The sequence below is a fragment of the Nocardiopsis sp. NPDC050513 genome (genome assembly GCF_044457925.1).
Lineage (GTDB): Bacteria > Actinomycetota > Actinomycetes > Streptosporangiales > Streptosporangiaceae > Nocardiopsis.
Genome location: NZ_JBITHK010000001.1, coordinates 91,305 through 114,491, shown reverse-complemented (window position 1 = coordinate 114,491; position 23,187 = coordinate 91,305). Strand labels below are relative to the sequence as shown.

Below are 23,187 nucleotides of genomic sequence, written 5' to 3'. Positions count from 1 at the left end.
GACGCGAAGAAGAAGGTTTCATGAGTTCTGTCCCCATCGCCGCCGAGCAGGAGCCGGACACCACCGTCACGCTGCTGGAGCCCGAACGCGGGTCCGGCCTCGTGCGGCGGACCGTGCTGCCCGGTGGTCTGCGGGTGGTCACCGAGGACGTCCCCGGAGGCCGGTCCGCGGCCTTCGGGATCTCCGCGACCACGGGGTCGCGTGACGAGGACGCGGCGCACGCGGGGTCGGCTCACTTCCTCGAACACCTGCTCTTCAAGGGGACCCGGACGCGTTCGGCGATGGAGATCTCCGCGCTGCTGGACGGGGTGGGCGCCGACCACAACGCCTACACCACCAAGGAGCACACCTGCTACTACGCGAAGGTGCTCGACCGCGACCTTCCGCTGGCCATCGACGTCGTCGGTGACATGGTCGCCAACTCGGTGCTCGACGAGGGCGAGGTGGAGACCGAGCGCGGCGTGATCCTGGAGGAGATCGCCATGTACGAGGACGAGCCCGCCGACCTGGTGGACGACGTCTTCGCCGCGCACTTCTTCGGGGACAGCCCGCTGGGCCGGCCGATCCTCGGCACGATCGACACCATCCGAGCCCTGCCCCGCGAGCGGATCCTCGAACAGTACCGGTCCGCCTACGTGCCCGGTGAGCTGGTGGTGACCGCCGCCGGAAGCCTGGACCACGACGAGGTCGTGGCGCGGGTCCGCGAGATGTTCGCCGACCAGCTCGCCGCCGCCGGGGACGCCCGCCCGGCGCGCCCGCGCCTGGGCGACGGCCCGGTGACGACGTTCGGCGGCACCGTGGTGGAGACGCGCGAGACCGAGCAGGCGCACATCATCCTCGGGTCGGAGGGCCTGCCGCGCACCGACCAGCGCTGGCACGCACTGCGCCTGCTCAGCGCGGCGCTCGGCGGGGGCATGTCGTCCCGCCTGTTCCAGGAGGTGCGCGAGAAGCGCGGCCTGGCCTACGCCGTGCACGCCTACCACACGGGCTACGCCGACACCGGGACCTTCCAGATCTACGCGGGCTGCCTGCCGGAGAAGGCCGACGAGGTCATCGGAGTGTGCCGGGACGAGCTGGAGAAGGTGGCGGCGGTCGGGATCACCGCCGAGGAGCTCACCCGGGCCAAGGGCCAGATCCAGGGCACGTGGGTGCTGGGCAACGAGGGCACCAACGCGCGCATGGGCCGCCTGCTCGGGCACGAGCTCAACCACCCGCGGCACCTGTCGATCGACGAGGACCTCGCGCTGTTCGACGCGGTGACCGAGCGGGACGTGGCCGAGGTCGCCGCCGACCTGCTCGCGCGTCCGCGCGCCCTCGCCGTCATCGGCCCCTACGACAAGGACCGCCGCTTCTAGCGGACCGGAGGCCCGAGGAAGCACACGCCCGGCGTGCCGCCCGGATCGGGGCGGCACGCCCGGGGGTCAGCCCTCCAGCAGGGTCTGGCCGACGTACCCGCCCTCCTCGCAGCCCGGCGGCACGGCGAACACCGCCGACCCCACGGCCGTGACCCACTGGTTGAGCAGATCGAGTTCGTCCAGTCGGCGCTGGATGGGCACGAACTGACGCAGCGGGTCGGCCTGGTAGGAGACGAACAGCAGTCCGGCCTCGCCCTCCACGCCGTCGCGCAGGTCGTAGTTGTAGCCGCGGCGGAAGATCCGCTCGTCCGGGTCGCCCGTCCGGGCCCGCCGCACGTGCGCGAACGAGGGGATGACGGTCAGTCCGTCGGGACCGGTGGCCTCCAGGTCGACCTCGTCGTGCTCGTTCTCACCGGTCAGCGGCGCGCCGTTGCCGAGTCGGCGGCCCACGACCGCCTCGCGGGCGGGCCGGTCGATCTCGTCCCACGTGTCCAGGTCGGTGGCGATCCGGCGCAGGACGAGGCCGGTGCCCCCGGCCATCCAGTCCGGGCCGTTCCCACCCCAGACGAGGTGGTCGAAGTCCTCCGTCCCCGGCGCCGGGTTGACGGTGCCGTCCACCTGGCCCATGAGGTTGCGCATCGTGGTGCCGTCGGGTTGGGAGCCGTGGGCGCGCCGGAACCCGCTCTGGGACCAGCGCGGCCGGCCGAACGGCCGGGCGTCCCGGACCATCATCCGCACCGCGTGCGAGACGGTGACCGGGTCGTCCGCGCAGACCTGGACGAGCAGGTCGGCCTCACCCCACTCCGGGCGCAGGTCGTCCTGCTCGAACTCCGGCAGCGGCCCGAGCCAGTCGGGTACGGCGTCGGCGTCCACCCGTTCGACCAGTCCCCGCCCGAACCCGAAGGTGGTGGTCAGGCGGGCCGGGAGCTCGGCCAGTTCGGGCTCGGTGTCGGTGAGCGCGGGAACGCCCTGGGTGAGACGCGCGGCGTTGTCACTGAGGATGACCATGAGCCGCCGCACCGCGTCGGCGTCCGCGCCGTCGTCCAGGTCGAGTGCGACGAACGTGGCGTGCGACTGCGGCGGTGTCTCCACACCGGCCTGGCGCCGGCCGTGGAACGGCACGGTGCGGCCGCCGTGGAGGGGCGCCGACTCCGATCCGGGAGCCGGGTCGGCCGCCCCGGCCAGCCGGTGCGCCGCGGTGGCCCCGGCCGCGCCGATGCCCACCGCGCCGAGACCGGCCGCGCCGCCCAGGAGCAGTCCCCGACGGCTCATCCGGCCGCCGCGCGCCCCGCGGCCGTGTCTCCCGTCCTCGGGGTTCGCGTCGGCCATCACTCGTCCCCGTACCCGTCGCCGGAGCCGCCACCGTCCTCGCCCTCCATGCCCTCCATGCCGCCCGCGTCCTCGCCCTCGCCGCCGTCGTAGTCCTCGTTGGCGCCGGTGTAGGGGCGGATGGCCGCGTCGAAGGAGGCGGTCGAGCCGTCCGCGAACTCCACGGTCACGGTGAGCTCGTTCCCGGCCTCCAGGTCCTGGGTCAGCTGCATGAGCATGATGTGGTAGCCGCCGGGCTCCAGCGTGTAGGTCTCGCCCGCCGGGATGACGAAGCCGCCCTCGACCTCGCTCATCGTCGCGTCGGTCCCCTCCATGGAGACCTCGTGCAGCTCGACCGTGTCGGCTCCGTCGGCCTCGGCGGCGACGATGGTCATCTCGGATCCGGAGGTGTTGGAGATCTCCCCGAAGACGCCGGTCATCCCCTCCTCCTGGGAGACCGCCTTGATCCAGGGGTCGGTGATCTCGAAGCCGTCGGCCGCCGTCGCCTCCGCGGCGGCCTCCTCGGCCGGAGCCTCCTCCTGCTCGGCGGCGCCGCCGCCGCAGGCGGAGAGGGCGAGGGCGAACAGGGCCGCCGCCGTGGCGGAACGGGTCGTGCGCTGGTACATCGGGTGACTCCCGTGTCGGGCCGCGGACGCGGCCGTTCACCGTGACAGTCGCTCCGGAGCGGCGCCCGGTTCCCGGCGTTCTCAGCGCCGCCCGCGCCGACGGATCTCGATCGGGGTGGGCGCGGCGGCGTTGGCCGCGCCGTGCACGGTGATCTTCAGCAGTCCCTCGCCGTAGTCGGCCTCCACGTCCTCGTCCTCGACGTTCCCGGGGAGGGTGATGTCGCGGCGGAACGCGCCCATGTACCGCTCGGAGGAGTAGTAGACGACGTCGTCCTCGTCGCGGCGGCGCTGTCCGCTGATGGTGAGGACGTTCTGGCTGAGGCAGACCACGACGTCCTCCTGGTACACCCCGGGGATCTCGCACCTGATCACCAGGTCGTCGCCGCGCGCGAGGATGTCGGTGGGCGGGCTCCACGCGTCGGCGAAGCCCCGCTCGCGCTCTCCGGCGTGGCTGATCTCGCTGGAGGACATGGTCTCGGAGATGCGGTTCATCTCGGTGATCATGTCCATGACCCCGTGGAACGGGTTGCCCATCCTCTTGCGTGTCACGGCCGCCTCCTGCGGGTCTCGGTCTGCGTGTGGTCCACGGGATCACTCCTCCCGGGGGCGCGGGGCCGTGGCGCGGTCCCGGGCGAGGATGACGGCCCCGCCGTGGCGCGGCTCCTCGGCCAGCGCCCTGCCCAGGCCCCACAGCATGAAGAGCAGGATCACGGCGAAGGGCAGGCCGGTCACGACGGAGGCGGCCTGGAGCGCGGACAGGGCGTCGGAGCCGCCCAGGACGAGCAGGACGAGGGTGACGGCGCCCTCGGAGATCGCCCAGAAGGCGCGCTGCGCCCGGACCGGGTGGAGGTCGCCGCCGTTGGTCAGCGTGTCGACCACCAGGGAGCCGGAGTCGGACGAGGTGACGAAGAAGATCGTGACCACCAGGATGAGGAGCAGCGCGATCGCGTCGCCGAACACAGGGGAGAACGTGAACATCACGTCGACGAGGCGGAACGCGCGCTGTTCCTCCGGCAGGTCGGACAGTCCGCCGCCCTCGAAGAGCTCGTAGAACAGGCCGGAGCCGCCGAACACGCCGAACCACAGGATGGACACGATCACCGGCGCGAACAGCGCGCCGACGACGAACTCGCGGATGGTGCGGCCGTAGGAGATCCGGGCGAGGAAGACGCCGACGAAGGGCGCCCAGGAGATCCACCAACCCCAGTAGAAGATGCTCCACGCCGTGGTCCACCGGGCCGCCTGGGGGTCGGCGTGCGGGCTGGGGAAGGACAGGCTGAGCGGGATGAGGGCGGCCAGGTACTCGCCCGCGGCCGTGGTCATGGTGCTGATCATCCACAGCTTGGGGCCGAACAGGAAGACCACGATGAGCAGGAGGAACGCCAGCCACAGGTTGATCACGGACAGGCGGCGGATGCCCTTGTCGATCCCCGCGAGCACGCTGAGCAGCGCGATGCTGGTGATGGCGATGATGATCGCCGCCTGCACGGGCTGGTTGACCGGCACGCCGAACACGTGGTTGAGACCGCCGTTGATCTGGAGCGTGCCCAGGCCCAGGGACGTGGCCAGGCCGAAGAGCGTGCCGAACACCGCGAGGATGTCGACGAGGTTGCCGCTCCAGCCGAACGCGCGTTCGCCGAGCAGCGGGTAGAGGGCCGAGGCGGGGCGCAGCGGGAGGCCCTTGCGGAACGCGAAGTAGCCCAGCGAGAGCCCGAGCGCGATGTAGATCGCCCACGGATGGAAGCTCCAGTGGAAGAAGCTCAGCGCGAGCGCCTCGTCGGCGGCCTCCGTGGGGGGCGCCTCGCCCTCGGGGACGAGGAAGTCGGCGTTCCTCGGCCAGGTCAGGTGGTGGATGGGTTCGGACACGCCCCAGAACACCAGACCGATGCCCATGCCGGTGGTGAAGAGCATCGCGAACCACGCCAGGGTGCTGAACTCCGGGCGGGCGTCGTCGGGACCGAGGCGGATTCGGCCGAACCGGCTGAGCATGAGGTAGACGGCCATGACGAGGAAGAACGAGGTCGACAGGACGTAGAGCCAGCCGAGCTGGTTCCCGATCCAGTCGCGGGTGGCCGTGGCCGCGTTGAGCAGCGGCTCGGTGGCGAGGACGCCGACGACGACGAAGGCGATGATCACGGCCCCGGACACGAAGAAGACCGCGGGGTTCGTGTGCTCCCGTAGGTAGTCGCGCAGGGTTGAGATGGTGGCTCCTCCCCAGCCCCGGAGGGTCGGCGGTGTCCGGGGTCGAATGGCGTCCGTGCAGGCCACGGCCGGTGTAATCCGGATGTTAGGGGGAGGTCCGCAGCGGGGCCCGGGTGGCGCGATCCGGGAGTTTCGGGCACCATCCCTGACGAATCGGGGGGCGGGCGGGTCAGAGCGGCTGGCCCGGCAGGGCGGCGTAGGCCTCGGCGAGGCGGCCGATGAGCACCGACCGCGGCAGGTGGACGCCGTCGATCGCGGTCACCGGGCGCACCCCGGTCGCGGCGTTGGCGGTGAACGCGCCCGCCATCCGGGTGCAGGTCGCGGAGGCGATCGGCCGGGTGGAGACCGGGATTCCCAGGCCCACGGCGGCCCGCTCGACGAGCTGGGCGGTCACGCCCGGCAGGCACGGGGCCTGCGGCCACACCAGGCCGCCGCCGTCCAGGAAGCCGATGTTCCAGGTGGGTCCCTCCGAGACGCGGCCGTCCGGGGCGGTGAACAGGGCGTCGTCGTACCCGTCGAGTTGGGCGGTGCGGCGTTGGCGGATCGAGCCGAACAGGCCCGTGCTCTTGACCTGGGGGAGGTCCCTGGTGAACGGCCGCGTCACCAGGCGCAGGGGGCGCGGCGGGGCGGTCGGGTCGGGGGCGGGCCGCGTGGTGACGAGGACCTGCGGTAGAGCGCGGGCGGCCGGACGGCCCAGGTCCAGGTCCGGATCGTAGACGGTGACGCGAACGACCCGGGGGGAGGGGTGGGAGCGGGCGGCGCGGCGGACGAGTTCGCGGACGCGGGGCAGGTCCAGCTCCGTGCCGAAGAGGGTGCGGCAGTCGCGGGCGAGCCGTTCGGCGTGCAGGTCCAGGCCGCGAACGCGCAGGTCCGTCACGAGCATGGTGGTGAAGTGGCCGTATCCGTACAGGGCGAGGCCGGCGAGTTCCCCGGTGCTGACGGGGCGTCCGTTCAGTTCCATGTCCTCCCCATCATGGCATTCCGGGACCGGACGTTTCCCGGACGCTCGACCCCAGGGGGTCGGACGGAAACCGTACGCGCCCAGGGTCACCGCGGGGGTCGACCTGTTCTCGGGTCCCCAGGGGGTTGGGGAGTGCGTGCCCGCCCCGGGTCACCGCGGGGGTTGTCCTGTTCTCGGGTCCATGGGGGGTTGGGTGTGGTGTTTTACTGCCCCGGTCACCGGTGGGGGTGTGGCTCGTCCGGAGGGCGTGTTCGCGCAGCGAATTCGTTCCGGAGGGCGAGGTCCCTCACCTATGGTCACCGCTGGCGGTCCACAGATATGCAGGCGGCGGTCACCACGTGGGAACGTGATTCCGAAGTGATGACACCCCCGGCCCCAGGAGCGGGGGGTGGACGGTCCAGCAAACACCCGCCCCAGGCCCCACACCGGTCCGCACGTCCGTCACTGGAAAGGGGGTTTGGGCACGCTCGACTGTTCGGGTCACCACAGGGGGTGTCCGGTCCAGCAAACACCCGCCCCAAGCCCCACACCGGTCCGCACGTCCGTCACTGGAAAGGGGGTTTGGGCACGCTCGACTGTTCGGGTCACCACAGGGGGTGTCCGGAAGCCCTCCCGCCCCGTTCACCTCAGGGGGGTCGGGGGCCACCGTCCCCGGGCAGTTCCTCGACCTCGACCCCCGGGCGGCCGGGGCGCTGCGCCTCCTCGGCTCGGCGGCCGGGGCGCTGCGCCTCCTCGGTTCGGCGGCCGGGGCGCCGAGGTCCGGGGAGGCACGGTGTGACCTGGGCGGCGGCCAGTCGGCTCCGGCGGTGAACCGGTCTCGGCCGGATGCGGTCGGCTCCCACGGGGAACACCGATGGGGAAGGCGCGATGGAACCCCGGAGAGGCGTCCGGCCGCCCCGCGGCACCGGGCCCGTGAGGAGGTCTGGGCGTCGTGCGAATACTGGTGACCGGAGCCAGCGGATACGTCGGGGGTCGGCTGGTGCCCCGCCTCTTGGACGCTGGCCACGAAGTCAGGTGCCTGGCGCGCAATCCCGACAAGCTCAGGGACCACCCTTGGCGCGACCGGGCCGAGGTGGTACGCGGGGACGTGCTCGACGGGTCCGGCCTGGCCGAGGCGTCGGCCGGGATGGACGTCGCCTACTACCTCGTGCACGCGATGTCCGGCGGGGGCGGTTTCGTGAGCCAGGACGCGCGCGGCGCACGCACCTTCGCCCGCGCCGCGGAGGAGGCGGGGGTCGGCCGTGTGGTCTACCTGGGGGGTCTGGCCCCGCCGGGCGTCGCGCTCTCCCCGCACATGTCCTCGCGGTCGGAGGTCGGCGAGATCCTGCTGGCGTCCTCCGTGCCCGCCGTGGTGCTGCGCGCGGCGGTGATCATCGGTTCCGGGTCGGCGTCCTTCGAGATGCTGCGGCACCTGACCGAGCGCCTGCCGGTCATGACCACGCCCCGGTGGGTGCGCAGCAGGGTGCAGCCCATCGCCGTGCGCGACGTGCTGCGACTGCTCGTGGAGTCGGCGGAGCTGCCGGAGGGCATCAACCGAACCTTCGACATCGGCGGTCCGGAGGTGCTCACCTACGCGCGGATGATCCAGAGGTTCGCGGAGATCGCCGGGATCCGCCGTCGGTGGATCCTCCCGGTACCGCTCCTGTCGCCGGGCCTGTCCAGCCTCTGGGTGGGGCTCGTGACACCCGTTCCGCCGTCCATCGCGCGCCCCCTGGTGGAGTCGCTGCGCCACGACGCGGTGACGCGGGAGGACGACCTGTCCGACCTGCTCGACGACCACGACCGGCTCCGGTTCGACGAGGCGGTGCGGCTCGCGCTGCGCCGGGTGGACCAGGCGCACGTGGACACGCGGTGGTCGTCCGCCGCCTGGCCGACCGCCCCGTCGGACCCGCTGCCCACCGATCCTGACTGGGCGGGCGGAAGCCTGTACACGGACGAGCGTTCGCGGGTCGTGGACGCGTCGCCCGAACGGCTGTGGTCGGTCATCGAGGGCATCGGCGGCGAGCAGGGGTGGTACTCGTGGCCCTTGGCCTGGGCCGCGCGCGGATGGATCGACCTCGCCGTCGGCGGCGTCGGTCCGCGCCGGGGCCGGAGGGACCCCGCCCGCCTGCGTACGGGTGACTCGGTCGACTTCTGGCGGGTGGAGTCCGTCGTTCCCGGCCGGCTGCTGCGGCTGCGCGCGGAGATGCGGCTGCCCGGACCGGCGTGGCTCGACCTGGGCGTCGAGCGGGACGGGGGCCGCACGGTCTACCGCCAACGCGCGCTCTTCCACCCCCGGGGCCTGTTCGGGCACCTGTACTGGGCCGCGGTCACCCCGTTCCACGGCCTGGTGTTCGGCTCGATGGCCCGCAACATCGCGCGGCGGGCCGAGCGGGAGGCGTAGAGCGCCGGGGCGTCGGCGCGTGTCGGCCGACGTCGTGTCGGCGGCGGCCCTCGCGGAGGCGGCGGTCAGGCGCCGGTCGTTCCCGTTCCGCTCGGCGTTCCCGGGCGCCTCGGCGACCTCGTGGACGGGTCGGCGGTCAGGAGCCGTCCGAACCCCGCTCCATCGCCGTGAACGCCGTGACCAGCTGTTCCTCGGAGGTGTCCAGGTAGCGGGACAGCTCGGCGGCGGCGGCGTCGGCGTCGCGTTGGGCCAGCAGGAGGTGGATCCGCCGGTTCCAGTCCAGGTACGGGGCGTGGAACTGCTCGGGCGCGTTCATCACGTGGAAGACCAGGCGGGTCTCGGCCAGCACCTGGCTCATGAACTCGTCGATGCGCGCGCTGTCCGCCAGCCCGGCCAGCGCCCGGTGGAAGTGCATGTTGGCCGTGCCCATGCCCCACCAGTCGGCCTTCTCACGCGCCGCCTCGCCCTCGTCCACGGCGGCGCCGACGGCGGCGACCGCCTCCGCGGAGGCGTGCCGCGCCCCCCGGACGGCGGGGATCTCCAACGTCCGGCGCGCGCTGAACAGGTCGCGGACGTCGTCGCTGGTCGGTCGGCTGACGAAGACGCCCCGGTGCATCTGGTGCACCAGGAGCCGCTCCCGTGACAGGAGGCGGAAGGCCTCGCGCAGGGTGTTGCGGGAAACCCCGTACTTGCGGCTGAGCCGCTCCTCGGACAGGCGCATCCCGGGGGCGAGCGCCCCGTCGATGACGAAGACCCGGAGCATGTCGGCGACCCGTTCGGCCTGGCTGGTCGCACGGACCAGGGCCTCCGGTGGCTCGGGGAGCCGGTCGATGAGGTCGTCCGTGGCCGTCACGTGGGCTCCTTCGAGGGGCGGGATCGTCCCTTCCATGTTACGTACGGCGGGATCGAATTTACTTACCGGGTCTTTACCAGACCCGTTGGATTGAAGTATTGTTCAACAATCCCACGATGGTGTGGGTCACACCGATCCCCCTCCACACCCGGAGACACCCCATGGACGACTCCTCCGCCCCCTCCCGAGTGCGCCCCCGCCCCGGACGCGTCGCGTTGAACAGCGGCCTGCTCGGAGCACTGTTCCTCATGGCCACCAGCGCCGTGGGACCCGGCTTCATCACCCAGACCACGACCTTCACCGCCCAGCTGGGCGCCACCTTCGCCTTCGCCATCCTGGTGTCGGTCCTGGTGGACATCGCCGTCCAGCTGAACATCTGGCGCGTCATCGGTGTCGCCGACATGCGTGCCCAGGACCTCGCCAACCGCGTGCTTCCCGGGGCGGGCTACCTGCTGGCCGCCCTCATCGTCTTCGGCGGCCTGGTGTTCAACGTCGGCAACCTCGCCGGGACCGGACTCGGCCTGGAGGCGATGACCGGCCTCGACCCGCGCATCGGCGCCCTCCTGTCCGCGGTCCTGGCGGTCGTCATCCTCGGCGTCGCGCGGCTCGGGGTCGCCCTGGACCGGATCCTGGTCGTGCTGGGCGTCGTGATGATCGCCCTGACCCTGTACGTCGCGTTCGTGTCCCGGCCGCCGGTCGGGGAGGCGCTGCGCCAGTCGGTCCTGCCCGACCAGCTCGGCAGCGACGTCTTCCTCGCCACCGTCACCCTCATCGGCGGCACGGTCGGCGGCTACATCACCTACGCGGGCGCGCACCGCCTGGTCGAGCTGGGCAAGGGCGGCAGGGAGAACGTCTCCGCCGTCACCCGCACCTCCGTCACCGGCATCGTCGTCACCGGCGTCATGCGGGTCGTGCTCTTCCTCGCGATCCTCGGCGTGGTCGCGGGCGGCGCCGCCATCATGGACGCCGCCAACCCGGCCGCGGAGGTGTTCCGCGTGGCCTTGGGCGAGGTCGGGCTGCGGGTGTTCGGCGTCATCTTCTGGGCCGCCGCCGTCAGCTCCGTGATCGGCGCGTCCTACACCTCCGTCTCCTTCGTCACCACCTTCCACCCGGTGCTCACCCAGCGCCGAGGCCTGCTGGTCGCCGGCTTCGTCGGGGTCTCGCTGGCGGTGTTCCTGGTCGCCGGGCAGGCGCCCACCACGCTGCTCGTCCTGGCGGGCGCGCTCAACGGCGCCATCCTGCCCGTCGGTCTCGGCGTCATGCTCTACGCGGCCACCCGCCGCTCCCGCGACCTGCTCGGCGGCTACCGTTACCCGCGCTGGCTGCTCGCCATCGGCTGGGCCGCCTGGGCGCTGACGCTCTACATGGCCTGGAACGCGCTCGGCGGCATCGCCGCGCTCTGGCAGTAGGACACACCCCGACCCCGCCGTGCCCCGCCCGGCCCCGGCCGCCGGGCACGGGCGGGGCACGACCCCTTGAGGAGGACCCACGTTGCGCATCGACCTCAACGCCGACCTGGGCGAAGGCCACGGCCGTTGGGAACTGGGCGACGACCAGGCCCTGCTGTCCGTCGTCACCAGCGCCAACGTCGCCTGCGGCTTCCACGCCGGAGACCCGACCGTGCTGCGGCGCACCACCCGCGACGCCGCCGACCGCGGTGTGGCCGTCGGCGCGCACGTCGGATACCGCGACCTCACCGGATTCGGGCGGCGCTTCATCGACATGCCGCCCGGCGAACTGGCCGACGACGTCCTCTACCAACTGGGCGCGCTGTCCGCGTTCACCGGGACGGCCGGGGACCGCGTCCGCTACGTCAAGCCGCACGGCGCCCTGTACAACGCGATCGTGCACCACACCGACCAGGCGGGCGCCGTGGTCGAGGCGGTCCGCTCCTTCGACCCCGACCTGCCCGTGCTCGGCCTGCCCGGCTCCGAGTTCCTGCGGCTGGCGGAGCGGGCCGGGCTGCCGACCCACCGCGAGGCCTTCGCCGACCGCGCCTACACCCCCGAGGGCACCCTGGTCTCCCGCCGCGAACCCGGCGCCGTCCTGCACGACCCCGACCGGATCGCCGAACGCTGCCTGCGCATCGCCCGGGGCGAGCCGGTCACCGCGATCGACGGCAGCGAGATCCGGATCGGGGCCGACTCGCTCTGCGTGCACGGCGACAGCCCCGGCGCGGTCGCGATCGCCCGCACCGTCGCCGACAAGCTGAGGGCCGAGGGCGTCGCCCTCGCCGCCTTCACCGCCTGAACCGGAAAGGAACCGAACGTGCGCGTCCTGAGGTGCGCCGACACCGGGCTGCTGGTGGAGGTCGCCGACCTGACGGAGGTGATCGCCCTGCGCGCCGCGCTCGCGGCGCACCCTGTGCCCGGGGTCACCGACGTCGTCCCCGCCGCCCGCACCGTGCTGCTGCGGGTGGAGCCCGGAACGAACACCGACGCGGTCGCCGCAGCCGTCACCGCGCTTCCCCTGGGCGGGGCGGGACGGGAGGCCGACGGCGGCACGGTCACCATCCCGGTCACCTACGACGGCGAGGACCTGGCGGACGTCGCCGCGCTGACCGGGCTCACCGCGGCGGAGGTCGTCAAGGCCCACACCGCCGCCACCTGGACGGTCGCGTTCTGCGGCTTCGCGCCCGGGTTCGGGTACATGGTGGGCGACGACCCACGCCTGCACGTCCCCCGACGCCCCGAGGCGCGCACCCGCGTGCCCGCCGGCGCGGTGGCCCTGGCGGGGGAGTTCGCCGGGGTGTACCCGCGCAGCTCCCCGGGCGGGTGGCAGCTGATCGGCCGCACCGACGTACGGGTGTGGGACCTGGACCGCGATCCCCCGGGGCTGCTGCGTCCCGGTGTGCGCGTGCGATTCACGGAGGCGGCGTGAGCGAGCTGGAGATCCTGGCCACCGGGCCGATGACCACCGTGCAGGACGCGGGGCGGTTCGGCCACGCCGACCTCGGAGTGGGGCGCTCCGGCGCGGCCGACACCGCGTCCTACGCCCTGGCCAACCGGCTCGTGGCCAACCCCGTCGGCGCCGCCGCCCTGGAGGCCACCATGGGCGGTCTGCGCGTGCGCGCCCGCGGGGCGGTGACGGTGGCCGTCACCGGGGCGCCCGTGCCGCTGCGGGTGGACGGGCGCGGCGCGGCCGTGGACTCCGTCGTCCACCTGCCCGACGGGGCGGTGCTGACCATGGGGGTTCCCGCACGAGGGCTGCGCACCTACCTGGCCGTGCGCGGGGGCGTGGACGTCGCCCCCGTGCTGGGGTCGCGCAGCACCGACGTCCTGGCGGGGCTCGGCCCGGCCGTGCCCGCGCCCGGGGACCGGTTGCCCGTGGGTCCGGCGCCCGCCGCGTTCCCCCGGGTCGACCACGTGGCGACCGCGCCGGTGGGCGGTCCGTCGATCGGACTGCGCGTCGTGCTCGGTGCCCGGGACGACTGGTTCACCGACGAGGCCGTGGCCACGCTGCTGTCCCGGGAGTACGAGGTGACCTCGCGCAGCGACCGGGTGGGGGCCCGCCTGACCGGTCCGGCGCTGGAGCGGTCGCGCGGCGGTGAGCTGCCGAGCGAGGGCATGGTTCCGGGTGCGCTCCAGGTTCCGCCGAGCGGGGAGCCGGTGCTCTTCCTCGCCGACCATCCCGTGACCGGCGGGTACCCGGTCGTCGCCGTCGTGCGCTCCGCCGACCTGCCCCGGGCGGCCCAGGCCGTTCCCGGGACCCGGGTGCGGTTCACACTCTGATCCGGAGGTTTCCGATGTCCCATCCCGCCGCCCGCGCCGCGCTGTCCCCCGACGAGGCCCGAGCCCTGTTCCGCCGTGGGCTGCGGGTGCCCACGGCCGGGTACAGCGCGGGGTTCGCGCAGGCCAACCTCATCGCCCTGCCCCGGGACCTGGCGTTCGACTTCCTGCTGTTCGCCCAGCGCAACCCGAAGGCGTGCCCGGTGCTGGACGTCGCCGAGCCGGGGCAGACCTCGGCCCCGGTGTTCCGGGGCGACCTGCGCACCGACCTGCCCGCCTACCGGGTGTACCGGCACGGGGAGCTGGTGGAGGAGCGCGCGGACGTCACCGACCTGTGGCGGGACGATCTGGTGGCGTTCCTCATCGGGTGCAGCTTCACCTTCGAGGCCCCGCTGCTCGCCGCCGGGGTGCCCGTCCGGCACGTCGAGGCCGGGACCAACGTGCCGATGTACGTGACCGGTCGCCAGTGCCGTCCCGCCGGGCGGTTCCGCGGGCCGCTGGTGGTGTCGATGCGCCCCGTTCCCGCCGACCGGGTCGCCGACGCGGTGCGGATCACGTCGCGGTACCCGGCCGTCCACGGCGCTCCGGTGCACGTGGGCGACCCGGAGGGGCTGGGGATCGCGGATCTGGCGCGGCCCGACTTCGGCGACCCGGTCGAGGTGCGGCCGGGCGAGGTGCCGGTGTTCTGGGCGTGCGGGGTGACGCCGCAGGCGGCCGTGATGGCGTCCGCGCCGGAGTTCGCGATCGGCCACGCGCCCGGGCACATGGCGGTCACCGACGTCCGGGACGCCGACTACCAGGTGCCGTAGCCCTCGGTGCCGCGCCCCGGGTCGCGGTGATGGTGTGGCCGCAGCGGTCGCAGGTGGCGGTGGCCGTCGTTCCGTGGCGGACCGGGGGTTGGTCGGGGACGTAGTCGTGGCCCCGACCGCCGGGGCACGCGGTCGTGCCGTCCATGGGTGTGCTCCGGGCGTTCTCGGTCCGGGGGGAACGGTGGGCATCGGGTGGTTCAGGAGTCCAGCGCGGCGCGGAGAACGGCCTGGAGCCGGGCGACCGGGTCGCCGTCGGTCTCCGGTCTGGGCGGCAGGATCAGCGCGAATCCGACCGCGTCGGCGAGGCTGAGGGGGCTCGGGATCTCCACCGGGTCAGGCTGGTCCTCGTGGTGGTCACCCATGGGCGGCCTCCGGGGGTTCGAGCGGGGAGTGCCAGACCAGGGTGTCCGGGCGGTGGTCCGGGCATGCGCCTCGGGCGACGCGGGTGACGTGGCCCCGGGTGGCGCCGTAGACGGGGCGGTTCTCCAGATCGGGGCCGAGGTGGCGGACGCGCGCGCCGTGGGCGGCGGCCCAGGCGCGCAGCTCGGACACCGTGGACAGTTCGCGGATGTCGCAGACCCGGGTCATCGGTGCGTCCCCAGCCGGGAGAGGCCGTCCAGGGCCGCGCGCAGGACGCATTCGGGGACGGTCGTCGAGCGGGGGCGGGGGATGTAGGAGCGGACGCGGTGGGCGCGCCGGGGCCGACGGGGGAGGGGGATGGGGTGGTCGTTTTTCCCGTTTCGCGGAATTCGGGAGCACGCGTCGGTTGAGTTTCGCATTGGTCTTCCCTTTCTTTGTTGGGGTGAGGCCCCGCGCCCTGGGCCACTCCTGTCGGCACAGGGCGCTTTGTCGTTCTTCGGGCCGCCCCGCCCTCCCCCTCGCCGGAAGGCGGGACGGGTGGCCGTCCCGCCTGGTGCCGAGGCGGGACGGCCGGACCACCGGGTCCGCCTGAGCCGTGAGCGGAGACCCGTCCCGGTGGCCGCCCCGACCCGCGAGGCGGGTCGGATGCCGCCCTGGCTTGCGGCGGCAGTTGCCAGAATCGCGGAAGGACAACGAGAGAGAAAGGATTTCGGCCATCCGGGGGATAGCGGAATATTGTTGGTATTCTCTGGTGGACTTCAGTGGACCTCCGGTGGGCGTGCTTGGTTTAATGAAGGGGTGGGGAATCAAAAGAAAAAGAACATATCAGACATACGATTTGGGCAGGCTATAGCAAGGGCGAGGAGTAAGTCCGGTATGACCCAACTTCGGGTTGCTGGGCACCTCGGGTATACCAAGGGCTTCATCTCGCAGGTCGAATGTGGCTGGAAGCGCCTTGACCCCTCGAAGGTGCAGGATCTCGACGACCTTCTCAGCGCGGGGAGCCGACTGGTGAGGCTGTACGAGGATCTCTACGCACCGGAGCGTGTTGACTGGCAGGAGCAGCTACACGTGCTCCAGGCCGGTGCCGAGCTGATTCGTCAGTACAGCGGAGTTCTGGTGCCAGGAAATTTCCAGACGAAGGACTACGCTCGGGCGGTGTTCGAGGCTGGTGCCCCCTGGATGAAGGAGCCCGATATCGAGGAGAAGGCCACGATCAGGACTGAGCGAGCTGCTCGCGTCCTGGACGAGGACGGTCCTCAGTACCATGCCGTCCTTGACGACGTGGTGGTTCTGCGTCCAGTCGCTGAGAACCGGGTCATGCGGGAGCAGATCGACAGGCTCATCGCGCTGGCAATCTCTGGGCGGTTGCAGCTGCAGCTCTACGAGTGGGGAACATTGCCGCATGCCGGACCTGACGGCCCCTTCTCGTTGATAGCGTCACCCTCGGCACCAGAGGTCCTCCACGCCGAGTCCGTCTACCTTGGGCAGACGACGGACGAGCCGCACATGGTTCGTGCCTTTGTGACTCTGTTCAGTAGGTTGCAGGCCAATGCGAGGTCCGTTCGGGCGTCCGTGGACTACCTCCGACGCGTGAGAAGGAAGTACGAAGATGACGAAGGCGGTCTGGCACAAGTCGAGCTACAGCGACGGGGCGCATAACTGTGTGGAGGTCGCCGAGGGTCCGGTGACCGGTGTCCGTGACACTCGGCATCGGGATCTGGGTCATCTCGCTGTTCCCGCAGGTGAGTGGGCCGCACTCCTGGCCTCGGTGCGCGTCGACCGCTGAGCGGGAAACCGGCTCCGCTCTCCGCCTCGTCGCGGCGGGGGCCGGTCCCCTGTCGAGGCTCACCCGTGTGGGCGAACCCGTGACGTCACGTGAGCGCACCACCGGTCGGCGGCCTCGGCCATCGCCGGGGATCAGAAGTAGGTGGGCGTGCGGGTCCTCGGTGGGTCAGGTTCCGACGCGGTCGCAGAGATCGCGGTGCGGGTGTCCCGGGCCGTCAGCCATGGGGCCCTCCCGCGGGCAGCACGCGTTGGAGCGCGGCGGTGGAGCCGTCCACGACCAGCCCCTCGGCGCGGGCCGCCCCCATGCTCAGTTGTCCGGTGAAGAGCGCGACGATCACCTCGGGGGGGCCGGTGACCGCGGTGTCGGGTCGGCGCCCGGTCGAGCACGGGCGGACGTCGACGCGGCCGCCGTCGGCGACGATGTCACAGCCGTCGTCGAGGTCGCCAAGACGCACAGTGACGCCCGGCTCGTCGGGGGCTCCGTCGCGGCACAGGTGGCGCAGCGGCAGCGAGAACCAGTGCATCCGGAACGCGTCGTCCCCCGGCGGGTCGATCATCAGCGGCGCACCCCAGCGGGTCAGTTCGCGGACGACGCCGCCGAGGTCCCGCCCCCGGTCGGTGAGGCTGATCAGTGTGGCGGCGATCGGGGGCGGCTCGTCGTGCCGAACGATCAGCGCGGCCGACTCCATTTCGCGCAGGCGCTGTGCGAGCAGGTTGCTGGCGATACCGGGCAGCCCGCGCCGCAGGTCGGAGAATCGGCAGGATCCCTGGGTGAGCAGTTCGCGGACGATCAGCAGCGTCCACCGGTCACCGACCAGGTCCAGGGTGCGCGCCATCGAACAGTACTGGTGGTACGAGCGCATGACGACGATTCTAGCAGGGTGGTTGCTCTTCTCAATCTTATGGTTTACTTTCTCAACCACGGCGACGAGGCCGTGGGAAGAGGAGAGCGACATGACCGTGGTCAGCGACAACGCACCGGCCGTGATCCAGGACTACTACCGGGTGCTCACGGGCGGGATCGACGGCTACGAGGACGGCCGGCACCTGCTGCCACTCCTCGCCGACGACCTCGATTTCGAGGGTTCCATCGCCGGGAGGGTGACCGGCGCGGCGCGCTTCGCGGAAGGCGTCAGGGGATTCATCGCCAACGTCACCGGGATCGATCTGATCCAGGAGGTCCACGACTCCCAGGGGACGGCCACGGTGTACGACGCGCACCTGCCGAAGGGAGCCGTCAGGATCACGGAGTTCTTCGGGTTCGCCGACGGCAGGATCCAGCGGCTGCGCCTGCAGTACGACCCGGCCGACTACATCGCCAAGGGCGGTCGCTGAACGCAGTTGCCTGGCTGGGCACGGACGGCGGGGATCAGAAGTAGATCGGCGTGAGGTCCTCGGTGGGCCAGGTTCCGACCCGGTTCACCGCGCTCCACAGGTTCGGGTCGATCTCGGCCCAGTTCAGGTCGTCGCCCTCCTTGCGCTGGTTGAACAGCGCCACGACGGTGTAGCCGTTGCTGCGGGCGAGGAAGGTGTACGTGCCCGGCATGCTCCCGTAGTGCCAGGTGTTCTGACCGCTGCTGGTGGGGCGCACGGACCAGCCCAGGCCGTAGTGGGTCGCGCCCCCGCCGGTCTCGGGCGCCGCGAACGCCGTGGCGATCGACGCGGGCGTGAGCACTCCGGCGGCCTCGGGGGTGTCGTAGACGGTGCAGAACCGCGCGAGGTCGGCGGCCGAGGCCACCCAGCCCCCGTTGCCCAGCTGGATCTCCAGGTTGAACCCGCCGTAGGGGTAGGGGACCTGCGCGCCCGAGGGGTCCACGGCGGAGGTCGCCGTGTACGTCGAGTTGTACTCGACCTCGCCCTCCTGTCCGGCGGCCAGCGACCGGCCGGCGCGCATCCGCGCGATGTCCACCGCGCCGAGGATGTCGGAGACGACGTAGTCCTCGTAGCTCACGCCCGTGATCTCGGCGATCACGCGGGAGATCAGCAGGTACCCGTAGTTGCTGTAGGCGTACCGGGTCCCGGGCGTGTGGTCCAGCTCCATCCCGCTCGTGTGGGCGACGACCTCGCTCTCGCCGAGCGGCAGCTCCCATCCCCGCTCACGGGAGATCCGGATGGTGCTCCACAGCGGGTCGTAGGACAGGCTCCGGTCCCATCCGCCGAGGTGCTGGAGCGCGCGCCGGACGGTGACCTGGCCCAGCCTGGGGTCGGCGGTCTCCCCCGGCAGCGGGGAGAGGTCGATCAGGTCGGCCAGCGGCGCGTCCAGGTCCAGGGCGCCCTCCTGGACGAGCCGCATGACCGCCGTGCCCGCGATGGGCTTGCTCAGGCTCGCGATCCGGAAGACGTCGGTGGGCTGGGTGGTCGCGACGGTGTCGTCGCCCCACGTGTACCCGCGCGCCAGGGCCAGCCTGCCGTTCCTCGCCACGGCGAGCGAACCGGCCGTGATCCCGCGCGCCCGCATGTAGTCGCCCATCACGTCGTCGAAGTGGGCGAGCGGGGCCACGTCCTCACCGGTGACCCGCCAGGTGCGCTCGGCGGCGAGGGCCCGTCCCGCCGTCCCGAGGACACCGGACGTCGCGGCGGCCAGGCCGGCCGCGCCGGTCAGTCCGAGCATTCCGCGGCGTGACACACCCGCGGGGGAACCGGGGGCGAGGGGGAGGGAGAGGGAACGGCGCGACACGAAACCTCCGGGGAAAACGCGGATACCGCTGATGACCTGCGACAAAGATGACGTTTCAGCCTATTTGCTATTCTCTGTCGCGAAAGGGGTACCGTACCCGCGTTCGCCTGCCCCGGCAAACGCGAAAGCAGCGGGGGTGAATTCTCCTTTCCCGTTGTTGCGCGGAACGTGAATTCACCCGCCGCGCCTCTCGCGGTTCACTCCCGCGCGTCCCCCGGCGTCCCCTGGTCGGGGAAGGACTGGTCGCGGCCGGTCTCCTGTCCGCGGATCTGCTCCCCGCCCTGGGACCTCCGACGCCGCGCGTACCCCGACTGGCTGGCGTACAGGGACTTCGACGTCCGCGACGCGTTGTCCCGGCGCGCCCGCCGGGCCATCCGCGCGAGTTCGTCCGCCTGCTCGTTCACCTGCGGATCGGCGTGCGCCGCCGACCCCGGGGGCGGCGCGGGCAGGTTCCGGCGCGCCTCGTCCAGGATGTCCGCGGCCTCCGACCGGTTCCCGCGCCGCAGCGCCTCGCCCGCCCTGCGCTTGGCGGTCTGGGCGCGTTGCAGCGCCTCCTCCGTGCGCACCTCCGGCGCCGGTGTCCTGCCCGCGGCCTCGTCCCCCGGCACCACGTTCACCGTGATCGGCAGCGTTACCGTGTACGTGGTCAGTGTCGCCGGGTCGACGTAGACGGCCTCCAGGGTGGTGACCGCGACCGTTCCCAGCTCCGACACGCCGGGCACCTCGACGCGCAGCAGCAGGCGGCGGCTCTCGCCCGAGTAGAGGTCGCCCAGCTCCACCATGAGCGAACCGTCCGGCAGCGTCGACGACGGGACCTCGCCGAGCACCTCGACCCCCCGCACGTGCGGGCCGGACGGGACCCGCAGCGACACCGCCTGCGCCGACTTCGCCAGCAGGTAGTCGGCCTCCTGCGCGATCAGCCCGCCCGCGGTGTCCGGGTCCTCCGCGAACAGCGCGCCGCCCGCGCCGCCGTCGGCGATCGCCCCGAGCAGCGCCTCGTCGTAGCCCAGCCCGTAGCCGAGGGTCGTCGTGCTGACGCCGTGGCCGTAGGCGTCGGCCGCCACCTGCCTGAGCAGGTCGTGGTCGGTCACCCCCTGGTTGGCGTGCCCGTCCGAGACGAGCAGCAGCGTGGCGCCCCGGCCGCCGCTCGCGCGGCGCGCCTCCTGGACCCCGCGCAGCAGACCGCTGGACAGGTCCGTGCCGCCGTGCGCGGTGAGCGCCGCGATCCGGCGGCGCACCTCCGCCCTGTCCGTCAGCGGCGCCGCCGCCACCTCCACGGTCGCCTGGGTGTCGAACGCGACCAGCCCGAAGTTGTCCGTGGGTGCGAGCCGGTCCACCAACGCCAGCAGGGCCTCGACCGCCCCGCGCAGCCGTCCGCCGCCCATGGAGCCGCTGCGGTCGAGCACCACCTGGAGCGTCGCGGGCGGGCGCTCGGTGTCCGCCTCGCGCTCGGGCGCGGTGACGTCGAGCAGGACGGAGACGGCGTCGTCGGTGTCCAGCGGGACGACGTCGAAGTCCAACAGCGCGGACAGGTGCATGGGGCACTCCCGGGGGTCGGCTGACCCCAGCGTAGGAACGTGGCCGGACACGCGCCGTGCTGTGGCCGGATCAGGCCACGCGGGGGCCGCACCGGGTCCGGTCGAGGCCGGTGCGGCGAGGCGGCCGACCGCCCGGCCGCGTCCCGTGGCGTTACGATGGGCGACATGTCAGCTACGGCGTCCTCCGGTGGGCGCGACGGCCGGGGACGCGGACTGCCCTCCCTGGCGCTGTTCGTCGGCGCGTCCTACCTGGTGGCGATCGCGGGGTCCGCGGCGGCCTCGGACGCAGGGGCGCTGTACGCCTCGCTGGAACGACCGCCGTGGGCGCCTCCGCCGTGGCTGTTCGCCCCGGTGTGGACGGTCCTGTACGCGCTGATCGGCGTCTCCGCGTGGCTGGTGTGGCGGCGGGCGGGACGGGGCGCGCGCACCGCCCTGCTGTGGTGGTGGGCGCAACTCGTCCTGAACGCGCTGTGGACGCCCCTGTTCTTCGGCGTCCGGCAGTACGGACTGGCGTTCCTCGACATCTGTCTGCTGTTGATCGCCGTGGCGGTGACGACGGTCCTCTTCTGGCGCGCGCACCGGGCGGCGTCCCTGGTGCTGGCGCCCTACGCCCTCTGGGTCGCCTTCGCCTCGGCCCTCAACCTGAGCCTGTGGATCCACAACGCCTGACCCGTGCGGCCCGATCGGCGGCCGAACCCGGGCGCAATCGCCGGTGACGACGGGAATGGCCTGCTTTCTCCGAATGCGTTTTCCCTGGTCATTGCCCTAGGGTGAGGTCAGTCACGCACGTGGAGCGCCGAACACGGGGGAACGCCGATGAAAATCCTGGTCACCGGAGGCGCCGGATACGTCGGCAGCGTCGTCACCGCCCGGCTCGTCGAGGCGGGTCACCGGGTCACCGTCCTCGACGACCTGTCGACGGGGCACGCCGACGCCGTCCACCCGGGGGCCCGCCTCGTGCCCGGCACGGTCCGCGACCTCGCGGGCGACGTGCTCGCCGAGGGCCAGGACGCGGTCCTGCACTTCGCGGCGCGCTCGGTCGTCGCCGAGTCGGTCGCCCACCCCGGACGCTACTGGGACGGCAACGTCGGCACGTCGCTCGCCCTGTTGGAGGCGGTGCGCGCCACCGGCACGGGACGCCTGGTGTTCTCCTCGACCGCCGCCGTCTACGGCGAGCCCGAGACCACCCCGGTCACCGAGGACGCGCCCGTCCGCCCCACCAACCCCTACGGCGCCACCAAGGCGGCCGTCGACGCCGCCCTGACCGAGCACGCCCGCATGCACGGCACGGCGGCCGTCAGCCTCCGGTACTTCAACGTCGCCGGGGCCGACCGCGGGGTGGGGGAGCGGCACGGGGTCGAGACCCACCTCATCCCGATCGTCCTGTCGGCGGCGCTGGGGGAGCGGGAGTCGGTGTCGGTCCACGGCGACGACTACCCGACCCCCGACGGCACCTGCGTGCGCGACTACATCCACGTGGCCGACCTGGCGCGGGCGCACCTGCTGGCCCTGGAACACGCCCGGCCCGGCACGCACCAGATCCTCAACCTGGGCAACGGGACGGGCTTCTCCGTCCGGCGGGTGCTGGAGGTGTGCCGCGAGGTCACCGGGCACTCCATCCCCGCCGTGCCCGCTCCGCGCCGGCCCGGCGACCCCGCGACTCTGGTGGCCTCGTCCGCGCGCGCCGCGCGGGTGCTGGGCTGGCGGCCCGAGCGCTCCGACCTCCACACCATCGTCGCCGACGCCTGGGAGTTCGCCCGGAAGGCCACCCCCGCCACCGCACCGGTCGCCCTCTGACGACCGGTCAGGGGTGTGCGTCGAGGAACGCGCGCACCGCCGCCCGCCACGCGTCGGGCGCCTCGGCCGCGACCAGGTGCCCGGACTCGACCTCCACGAACCTCGCGCCGGGGATCCCGTCCGCCAGTGCGCGGGAGAGCGCGGGAGGCGCGAGCCGGTCGAGCGCGGCGGCGACGACCAGCGTCGGCACCGCGATCCCGGGGAGGTCGGCGGTGGTGTCGGCGCGCCCGACCAGGTCCACGTGCCCGGGGGTGCCCTCCGGGATGGACGCGGCCAGGTCGGACACCGCCCGCTCCAGGTCCGCCGCGTCCATCGCCTCCAGGACGTGGTCACTGGGCGCCACGAAGGTGAGGAAGCGCGCGAGCAGCTCCCGGTCGCCCTCCAGCAGCTCCCGCCACGCCTGGACGGCCAGCCGCATCCGGTTGTCCGGCCGGGCGAACCCGGCGGTGAGGATCAGCCCGGTCACCCGCTCCGGGTGCCGGGTGGCGGCGCGGACGGCGATCGCGGCCCCCAGTGAGTATCCGAGGACGGTGAACCGCTCCACCCCGGCCGCGACGGCCGTCGCCACGAGGGTGTCGGCCGTGGCGTCCAGGTCGAGCGGGGACGCGCTGCGCGGGGTGCCGCCGGTCCCGGGCAGGTCGGGGGCGACGACGGTGTGCGTGCTGGTGAGGTCGTCGAGCAGTGGGCCGAAGTTGGGCTCGATCCCTCCGCCGGCGCCGTGCGCGAGGACGAGACCGGGGCCGGAGCCCTTGACCGTGTGGGCGAAATGTTCGATCATGCGGCGACGTTAGGCAATGACACC

24 protein-coding genes are annotated in these 23,187 nt (G+C 72.7%); 12 read left to right on the top strand and 12 right to left on the bottom strand.

What is annotated here, in order from left to right:
• Positions 1–20 precede the first annotated feature (20 nt).
• Entirely contained in the window at positions 21–1,355 is a 1,335-nt protein-coding gene (locus tag ACIBFB_RS00475) for a M16 family metallopeptidase (RefSeq protein ID WP_397224586.1), read from the top strand.
• Between the two features lie 66 nt (positions 1,356–1,421).
• On the opposite strand, the gene ACIBFB_RS00470 is transcribed toward ACIBFB_RS00475, so the two are convergent.
• The 5 genes from ACIBFB_RS00470 to ACIBFB_RS00450 all read right to left on the bottom strand — a co-directional run bounded on the left by ACIBFB_RS00470 (position 1,422) and on the right by ACIBFB_RS00450 (position 6,452).
• Positions 1,422–2,684 (bottom strand): Dyp-type peroxidase, encoded by a 1,263-nt coding sequence (locus tag ACIBFB_RS00470; RefSeq protein ID WP_397224584.1) that lies wholly within the window; start codon positions 2,682–2,684, stop codon positions 1,422–1,424.
• On the bottom strand, positions 2,684–3,289 hold the full coding sequence (locus ACIBFB_RS00465; RefSeq protein ID WP_397224583.1) for a copper chaperone PCu(A)C: 606 nt from the start codon (positions 3,287–3,289) through the stop codon (positions 2,684–2,686). Before ACIBFB_RS00465 ends, ACIBFB_RS00470 begins: the two co-directional genes overlap by 1 nt.
• Before the next feature lie 81 nt (positions 3,290–3,370).
• Entirely contained in the window at positions 3,371–3,838 is a 468-nt protein-coding gene (locus ACIBFB_RS00460; RefSeq protein WP_397224581.1) for an Hsp20/alpha crystallin family protein, read from the bottom strand.
• Between the two features lie 42 nt (positions 3,839–3,880).
• Positions 3,881–5,425 (bottom strand): BCCT family transporter, encoded by a 1,545-nt coding sequence (locus tag ACIBFB_RS00455; RefSeq protein WP_397225397.1) that lies wholly within the window; start codon positions 5,423–5,425, stop codon positions 3,881–3,883.
• Between the two features lie 235 nt (positions 5,426–5,660).
• A complete protein-coding gene (locus ACIBFB_RS00450; protein ID WP_397224579.1) occupies positions 5,661–6,452 on the bottom strand; it encodes an aminotransferase class IV family protein in 792 nt (263 codons plus the stop codon).
• A 931-nt stretch (positions 6,453–7,383) separates the two neighbouring features.
• On the opposite strand from ACIBFB_RS00450, the gene ACIBFB_RS00445 reads away from it, so the two are divergent.
• Entirely contained in the window at positions 7,384–8,835 is a 1,452-nt protein-coding gene (locus ACIBFB_RS00445; RefSeq protein WP_397224577.1) for an SDR family oxidoreductase, read from the top strand.
• A 136-nt stretch (positions 8,836–8,971) separates the two neighbouring features.
• On the opposite strand, the gene ACIBFB_RS00440 is transcribed toward ACIBFB_RS00445, so the two are convergent.
• Complete coding sequence (locus ACIBFB_RS00440) at positions 8,972–9,688, bottom strand: GntR family transcriptional regulator (RefSeq protein ID WP_397224575.1); 717 nt, start codon at positions 9,686–9,688, stop codon at positions 8,972–8,974.
• A 161-nt stretch (positions 9,689–9,849) separates the two neighbouring features.
• Here ACIBFB_RS00440 and ACIBFB_RS00435 point away from each other — a divergent pair, with 161 nt between their 5' ends.
• The 5 genes from ACIBFB_RS00435 (at position 9,850) to ACIBFB_RS00415 (ending at position 14,225) form a co-directional block, all read left to right on the top strand.
• A complete protein-coding gene (locus tag ACIBFB_RS00435) occupies positions 9,850–11,097 on the top strand; it encodes an NRAMP family divalent metal transporter (protein ID WP_397224573.1) in 1,248 nt (415 codons plus the stop codon).
• 82 nt (positions 11,098–11,179) lie between these two features.
• Positions 11,180–11,938 (top strand): LamB/YcsF family protein, encoded by a 759-nt coding sequence (locus tag ACIBFB_RS00430; RefSeq protein ID WP_397224571.1) that lies wholly within the window; start codon positions 11,180–11,182, stop codon positions 11,936–11,938.
• An 18-nt stretch (positions 11,939–11,956) separates the two neighbouring features.
• Complete coding sequence (locus ACIBFB_RS00425; protein ID WP_397224569.1) at positions 11,957–12,568, top strand: allophanate hydrolase subunit 1; 612 nt, start codon at positions 11,957–11,959, stop codon at positions 12,566–12,568.
• Positions 12,565–13,419 (top strand): biotin-dependent carboxyltransferase family protein, encoded by an 855-nt coding sequence (locus tag ACIBFB_RS00420; protein ID WP_397224567.1) that lies wholly within the window; start codon positions 12,565–12,567, stop codon positions 13,417–13,419. The genes ACIBFB_RS00425 and ACIBFB_RS00420 overlap by 4 nt, the downstream gene beginning before the upstream one ends.
• Positions 13,420–13,433: 14 nt before the next feature.
• Complete coding sequence (locus ACIBFB_RS00415; protein ID WP_397224565.1) at positions 13,434–14,225, top strand: putative hydro-lyase; 792 nt, start codon at positions 13,434–13,436, stop codon at positions 14,223–14,225.
• A gap of 197 nt (positions 14,226–14,422) precedes the next feature.
• Here ACIBFB_RS00415 and ACIBFB_RS00410 read toward each other — a convergent pair whose 3' ends face one another.
• Positions 14,423–14,587: a hypothetical protein gene (locus ACIBFB_RS00410; protein WP_397224563.1), complete on the bottom strand. Its 165-nt coding sequence runs from the start codon at positions 14,585–14,587 to the stop codon at positions 14,423–14,425.
• Positions 14,580–14,813, bottom strand: a complete 234-nt coding sequence (locus ACIBFB_RS00405) for a hypothetical protein (RefSeq protein WP_397224560.1) — start codon at positions 14,811–14,813, stop codon at positions 14,580–14,582. Before ACIBFB_RS00405 ends, ACIBFB_RS00410 begins: the two co-directional genes overlap by 8 nt.
• Positions 14,814–14,942: 129 nt before the next feature.
• Here ACIBFB_RS00405 and ACIBFB_RS00400 point away from each other — a divergent pair, with 129 nt between their 5' ends.
• Both ACIBFB_RS00400 and ACIBFB_RS00395 read left to right on the top strand, forming a co-directional pair.
• Positions 14,943–16,247: a helix-turn-helix domain-containing protein gene (locus tag ACIBFB_RS00400; protein WP_397224558.1), complete on the top strand. Its 1,305-nt coding sequence runs from the start codon at positions 14,943–14,945 to the stop codon at positions 16,245–16,247.
• A complete protein-coding gene (locus tag ACIBFB_RS00395) occupies positions 16,198–16,374 on the top strand; it encodes a DUF397 domain-containing protein (protein WP_397224556.1) in 177 nt (58 codons plus the stop codon). The genes ACIBFB_RS00400 and ACIBFB_RS00395 overlap by 50 nt, the downstream gene beginning before the upstream one ends.
• A 214-nt stretch (positions 16,375–16,588) precedes the next feature.
• On the opposite strand, the gene ACIBFB_RS00390 is transcribed toward ACIBFB_RS00395, so the two are convergent.
• Positions 16,589–17,236 carry a winged helix-turn-helix transcriptional regulator gene (locus ACIBFB_RS00390; RefSeq protein WP_397224553.1) on the bottom strand — a complete coding sequence of 216 codons (648 nt, stop codon included), beginning with the start codon at positions 17,234–17,236 and terminating at the stop codon, positions 16,589–16,591.
• Positions 17,237–17,327: 91 nt separating this feature from the next.
• Between ACIBFB_RS00390 and ACIBFB_RS00385 the strand changes: the two genes are divergently transcribed.
• The gene (locus ACIBFB_RS00385) at positions 17,328–17,708 is read left to right on the top strand and encodes a hypothetical protein (RefSeq protein WP_397224551.1); all 381 of its coding nucleotides are present in this window, start codon (positions 17,328–17,330) and stop codon (positions 17,706–17,708) included.
• A 34-nt stretch (positions 17,709–17,742) separates the two neighbouring features.
• Here ACIBFB_RS00385 and ACIBFB_RS00380 read toward each other — a convergent pair whose 3' ends face one another.
• Positions 17,743–18,999, bottom strand: coding sequence for a serine hydrolase domain-containing protein (locus ACIBFB_RS00380; protein WP_397224548.1), 1,257 nt, complete (start codon positions 18,997–18,999; stop codon positions 17,743–17,745).
• 248 nt (positions 19,000–19,247) lie between these two features.
• Positions 19,248–20,588, bottom strand: coding sequence for a VWA domain-containing protein (locus ACIBFB_RS00375; protein ID WP_397224546.1), 1,341 nt, complete (start codon positions 20,586–20,588; stop codon positions 19,248–19,250).
• A 165-nt stretch (positions 20,589–20,753) separates the two neighbouring features.
• Between ACIBFB_RS00375 and ACIBFB_RS00370 the strand changes: the two genes are divergently transcribed.
• Both ACIBFB_RS00370 and galE read left to right on the top strand, forming a co-directional pair.
• Positions 20,754–21,257: a TspO/MBR family protein gene (locus ACIBFB_RS00370; protein ID WP_397224544.1), complete on the top strand. Its 504-nt coding sequence runs from the start codon at positions 20,754–20,756 to the stop codon at positions 21,255–21,257.
• Between the two features lie 147 nt (positions 21,258–21,404).
• Entirely contained in the window at positions 21,405–22,385 is a 981-nt protein-coding gene (gene galE, locus ACIBFB_RS00365) for a UDP-glucose 4-epimerase GalE (protein WP_397224542.1), read from the top strand.
• 7 nt (positions 22,386–22,392) lie between these two features.
• Here galE and ACIBFB_RS00360 read toward each other — a convergent pair whose 3' ends face one another.
• Positions 22,393–23,163: an alpha/beta fold hydrolase gene (locus ACIBFB_RS00360; protein WP_397224540.1), complete on the bottom strand. Its 771-nt coding sequence runs from the start codon at positions 23,161–23,163 to the stop codon at positions 22,393–22,395.
• Positions 23,164–23,187 lie beyond the last annotated feature (24 nt).

What these genes read in the sequence shown, in the direction of transcription:
- ACIBFB_RS00475 (WP_397224586.1), top strand. Translation starts at nt 21, where the DNA reads ATGAGTTCTGTCCCCATCGCCGCCGAGCAGGAGCCGGACACCACCGTC.
- ACIBFB_RS00470 (WP_397224584.1), bottom strand. Translation starts at nt 2,684, where the DNA reads ATGGCCGACGCGAACCCCGAGGACGGGAGACACGGCCGCGGGGCGCGC.
- ACIBFB_RS00465 (WP_397224583.1), bottom strand. Translation starts at nt 3,289, where the DNA reads ATGTACCAGCGCACGACCCGTTCCGCCACGGCGGCGGCCCTGTTCGCC.
- ACIBFB_RS00450 (WP_397224579.1), bottom strand. Translation starts at nt 6,452, where the DNA reads ATGGAACTGAACGGACGCCCCGTCAGCACCGGGGAACTCGCCGGCCTC.
- ACIBFB_RS00435 (WP_397224573.1), top strand. Translation starts at nt 9,850, where the DNA reads ATGGACGACTCCTCCGCCCCCTCCCGAGTGCGCCCCCGCCCCGGACGC.
- ACIBFB_RS00415 (WP_397224565.1), top strand. Translation starts at nt 13,434, where the DNA reads ATGTCCCATCCCGCCGCCCGCGCCGCGCTGTCCCCCGACGAGGCCCGA.
- ACIBFB_RS00410 (WP_397224563.1), bottom strand. Translation starts at nt 14,587, where the DNA reads ATGGGTGACCACCACGAGGACCAGCCTGACCCGGTGGAGATCCCGAGC.
- ACIBFB_RS00405 (WP_397224560.1), bottom strand. Translation starts at nt 14,813, where the DNA reads ATGACCCGGGTCTGCGACATCCGCGAACTGTCCACGGTGTCCGAGCTG.
- ACIBFB_RS00400 (WP_397224558.1), top strand. Translation starts at nt 14,943, where the DNA reads ATGGGGTGGTCGTTTTTCCCGTTTCGCGGAATTCGGGAGCACGCGTCG.
- ACIBFB_RS00395 (WP_397224556.1), top strand. Translation starts at nt 16,198, where the DNA reads ATGACGAAGGCGGTCTGGCACAAGTCGAGCTACAGCGACGGGGCGCAT.
- ACIBFB_RS00390 (WP_397224553.1), bottom strand. Translation starts at nt 17,236, where the DNA reads ATGCGCTCGTACCACCAGTACTGTTCGATGGCGCGCACCCTGGACCTG.
- ACIBFB_RS00385 (WP_397224551.1), top strand. Translation starts at nt 17,328, where the DNA reads ATGACCGTGGTCAGCGACAACGCACCGGCCGTGATCCAGGACTACTAC.
- ACIBFB_RS00375 (WP_397224546.1), bottom strand. Translation starts at nt 20,588, where the DNA reads ATGCACCTGTCCGCGCTGTTGGACTTCGACGTCGTCCCGCTGGACACC.
- ACIBFB_RS00370 (WP_397224544.1), top strand. Translation starts at nt 20,754, where the DNA reads ATGTCAGCTACGGCGTCCTCCGGTGGGCGCGACGGCCGGGGACGCGGA.
- galE (WP_397224542.1), top strand. Translation starts at nt 21,405, where the DNA reads ATGAAAATCCTGGTCACCGGAGGCGCCGGATACGTCGGCAGCGTCGTC.
- ACIBFB_RS00360 (WP_397224540.1), bottom strand. Translation starts at nt 23,163, where the DNA reads ATGATCGAACATTTCGCCCACACGGTCAAGGGCTCCGGCCCCGGTCTC.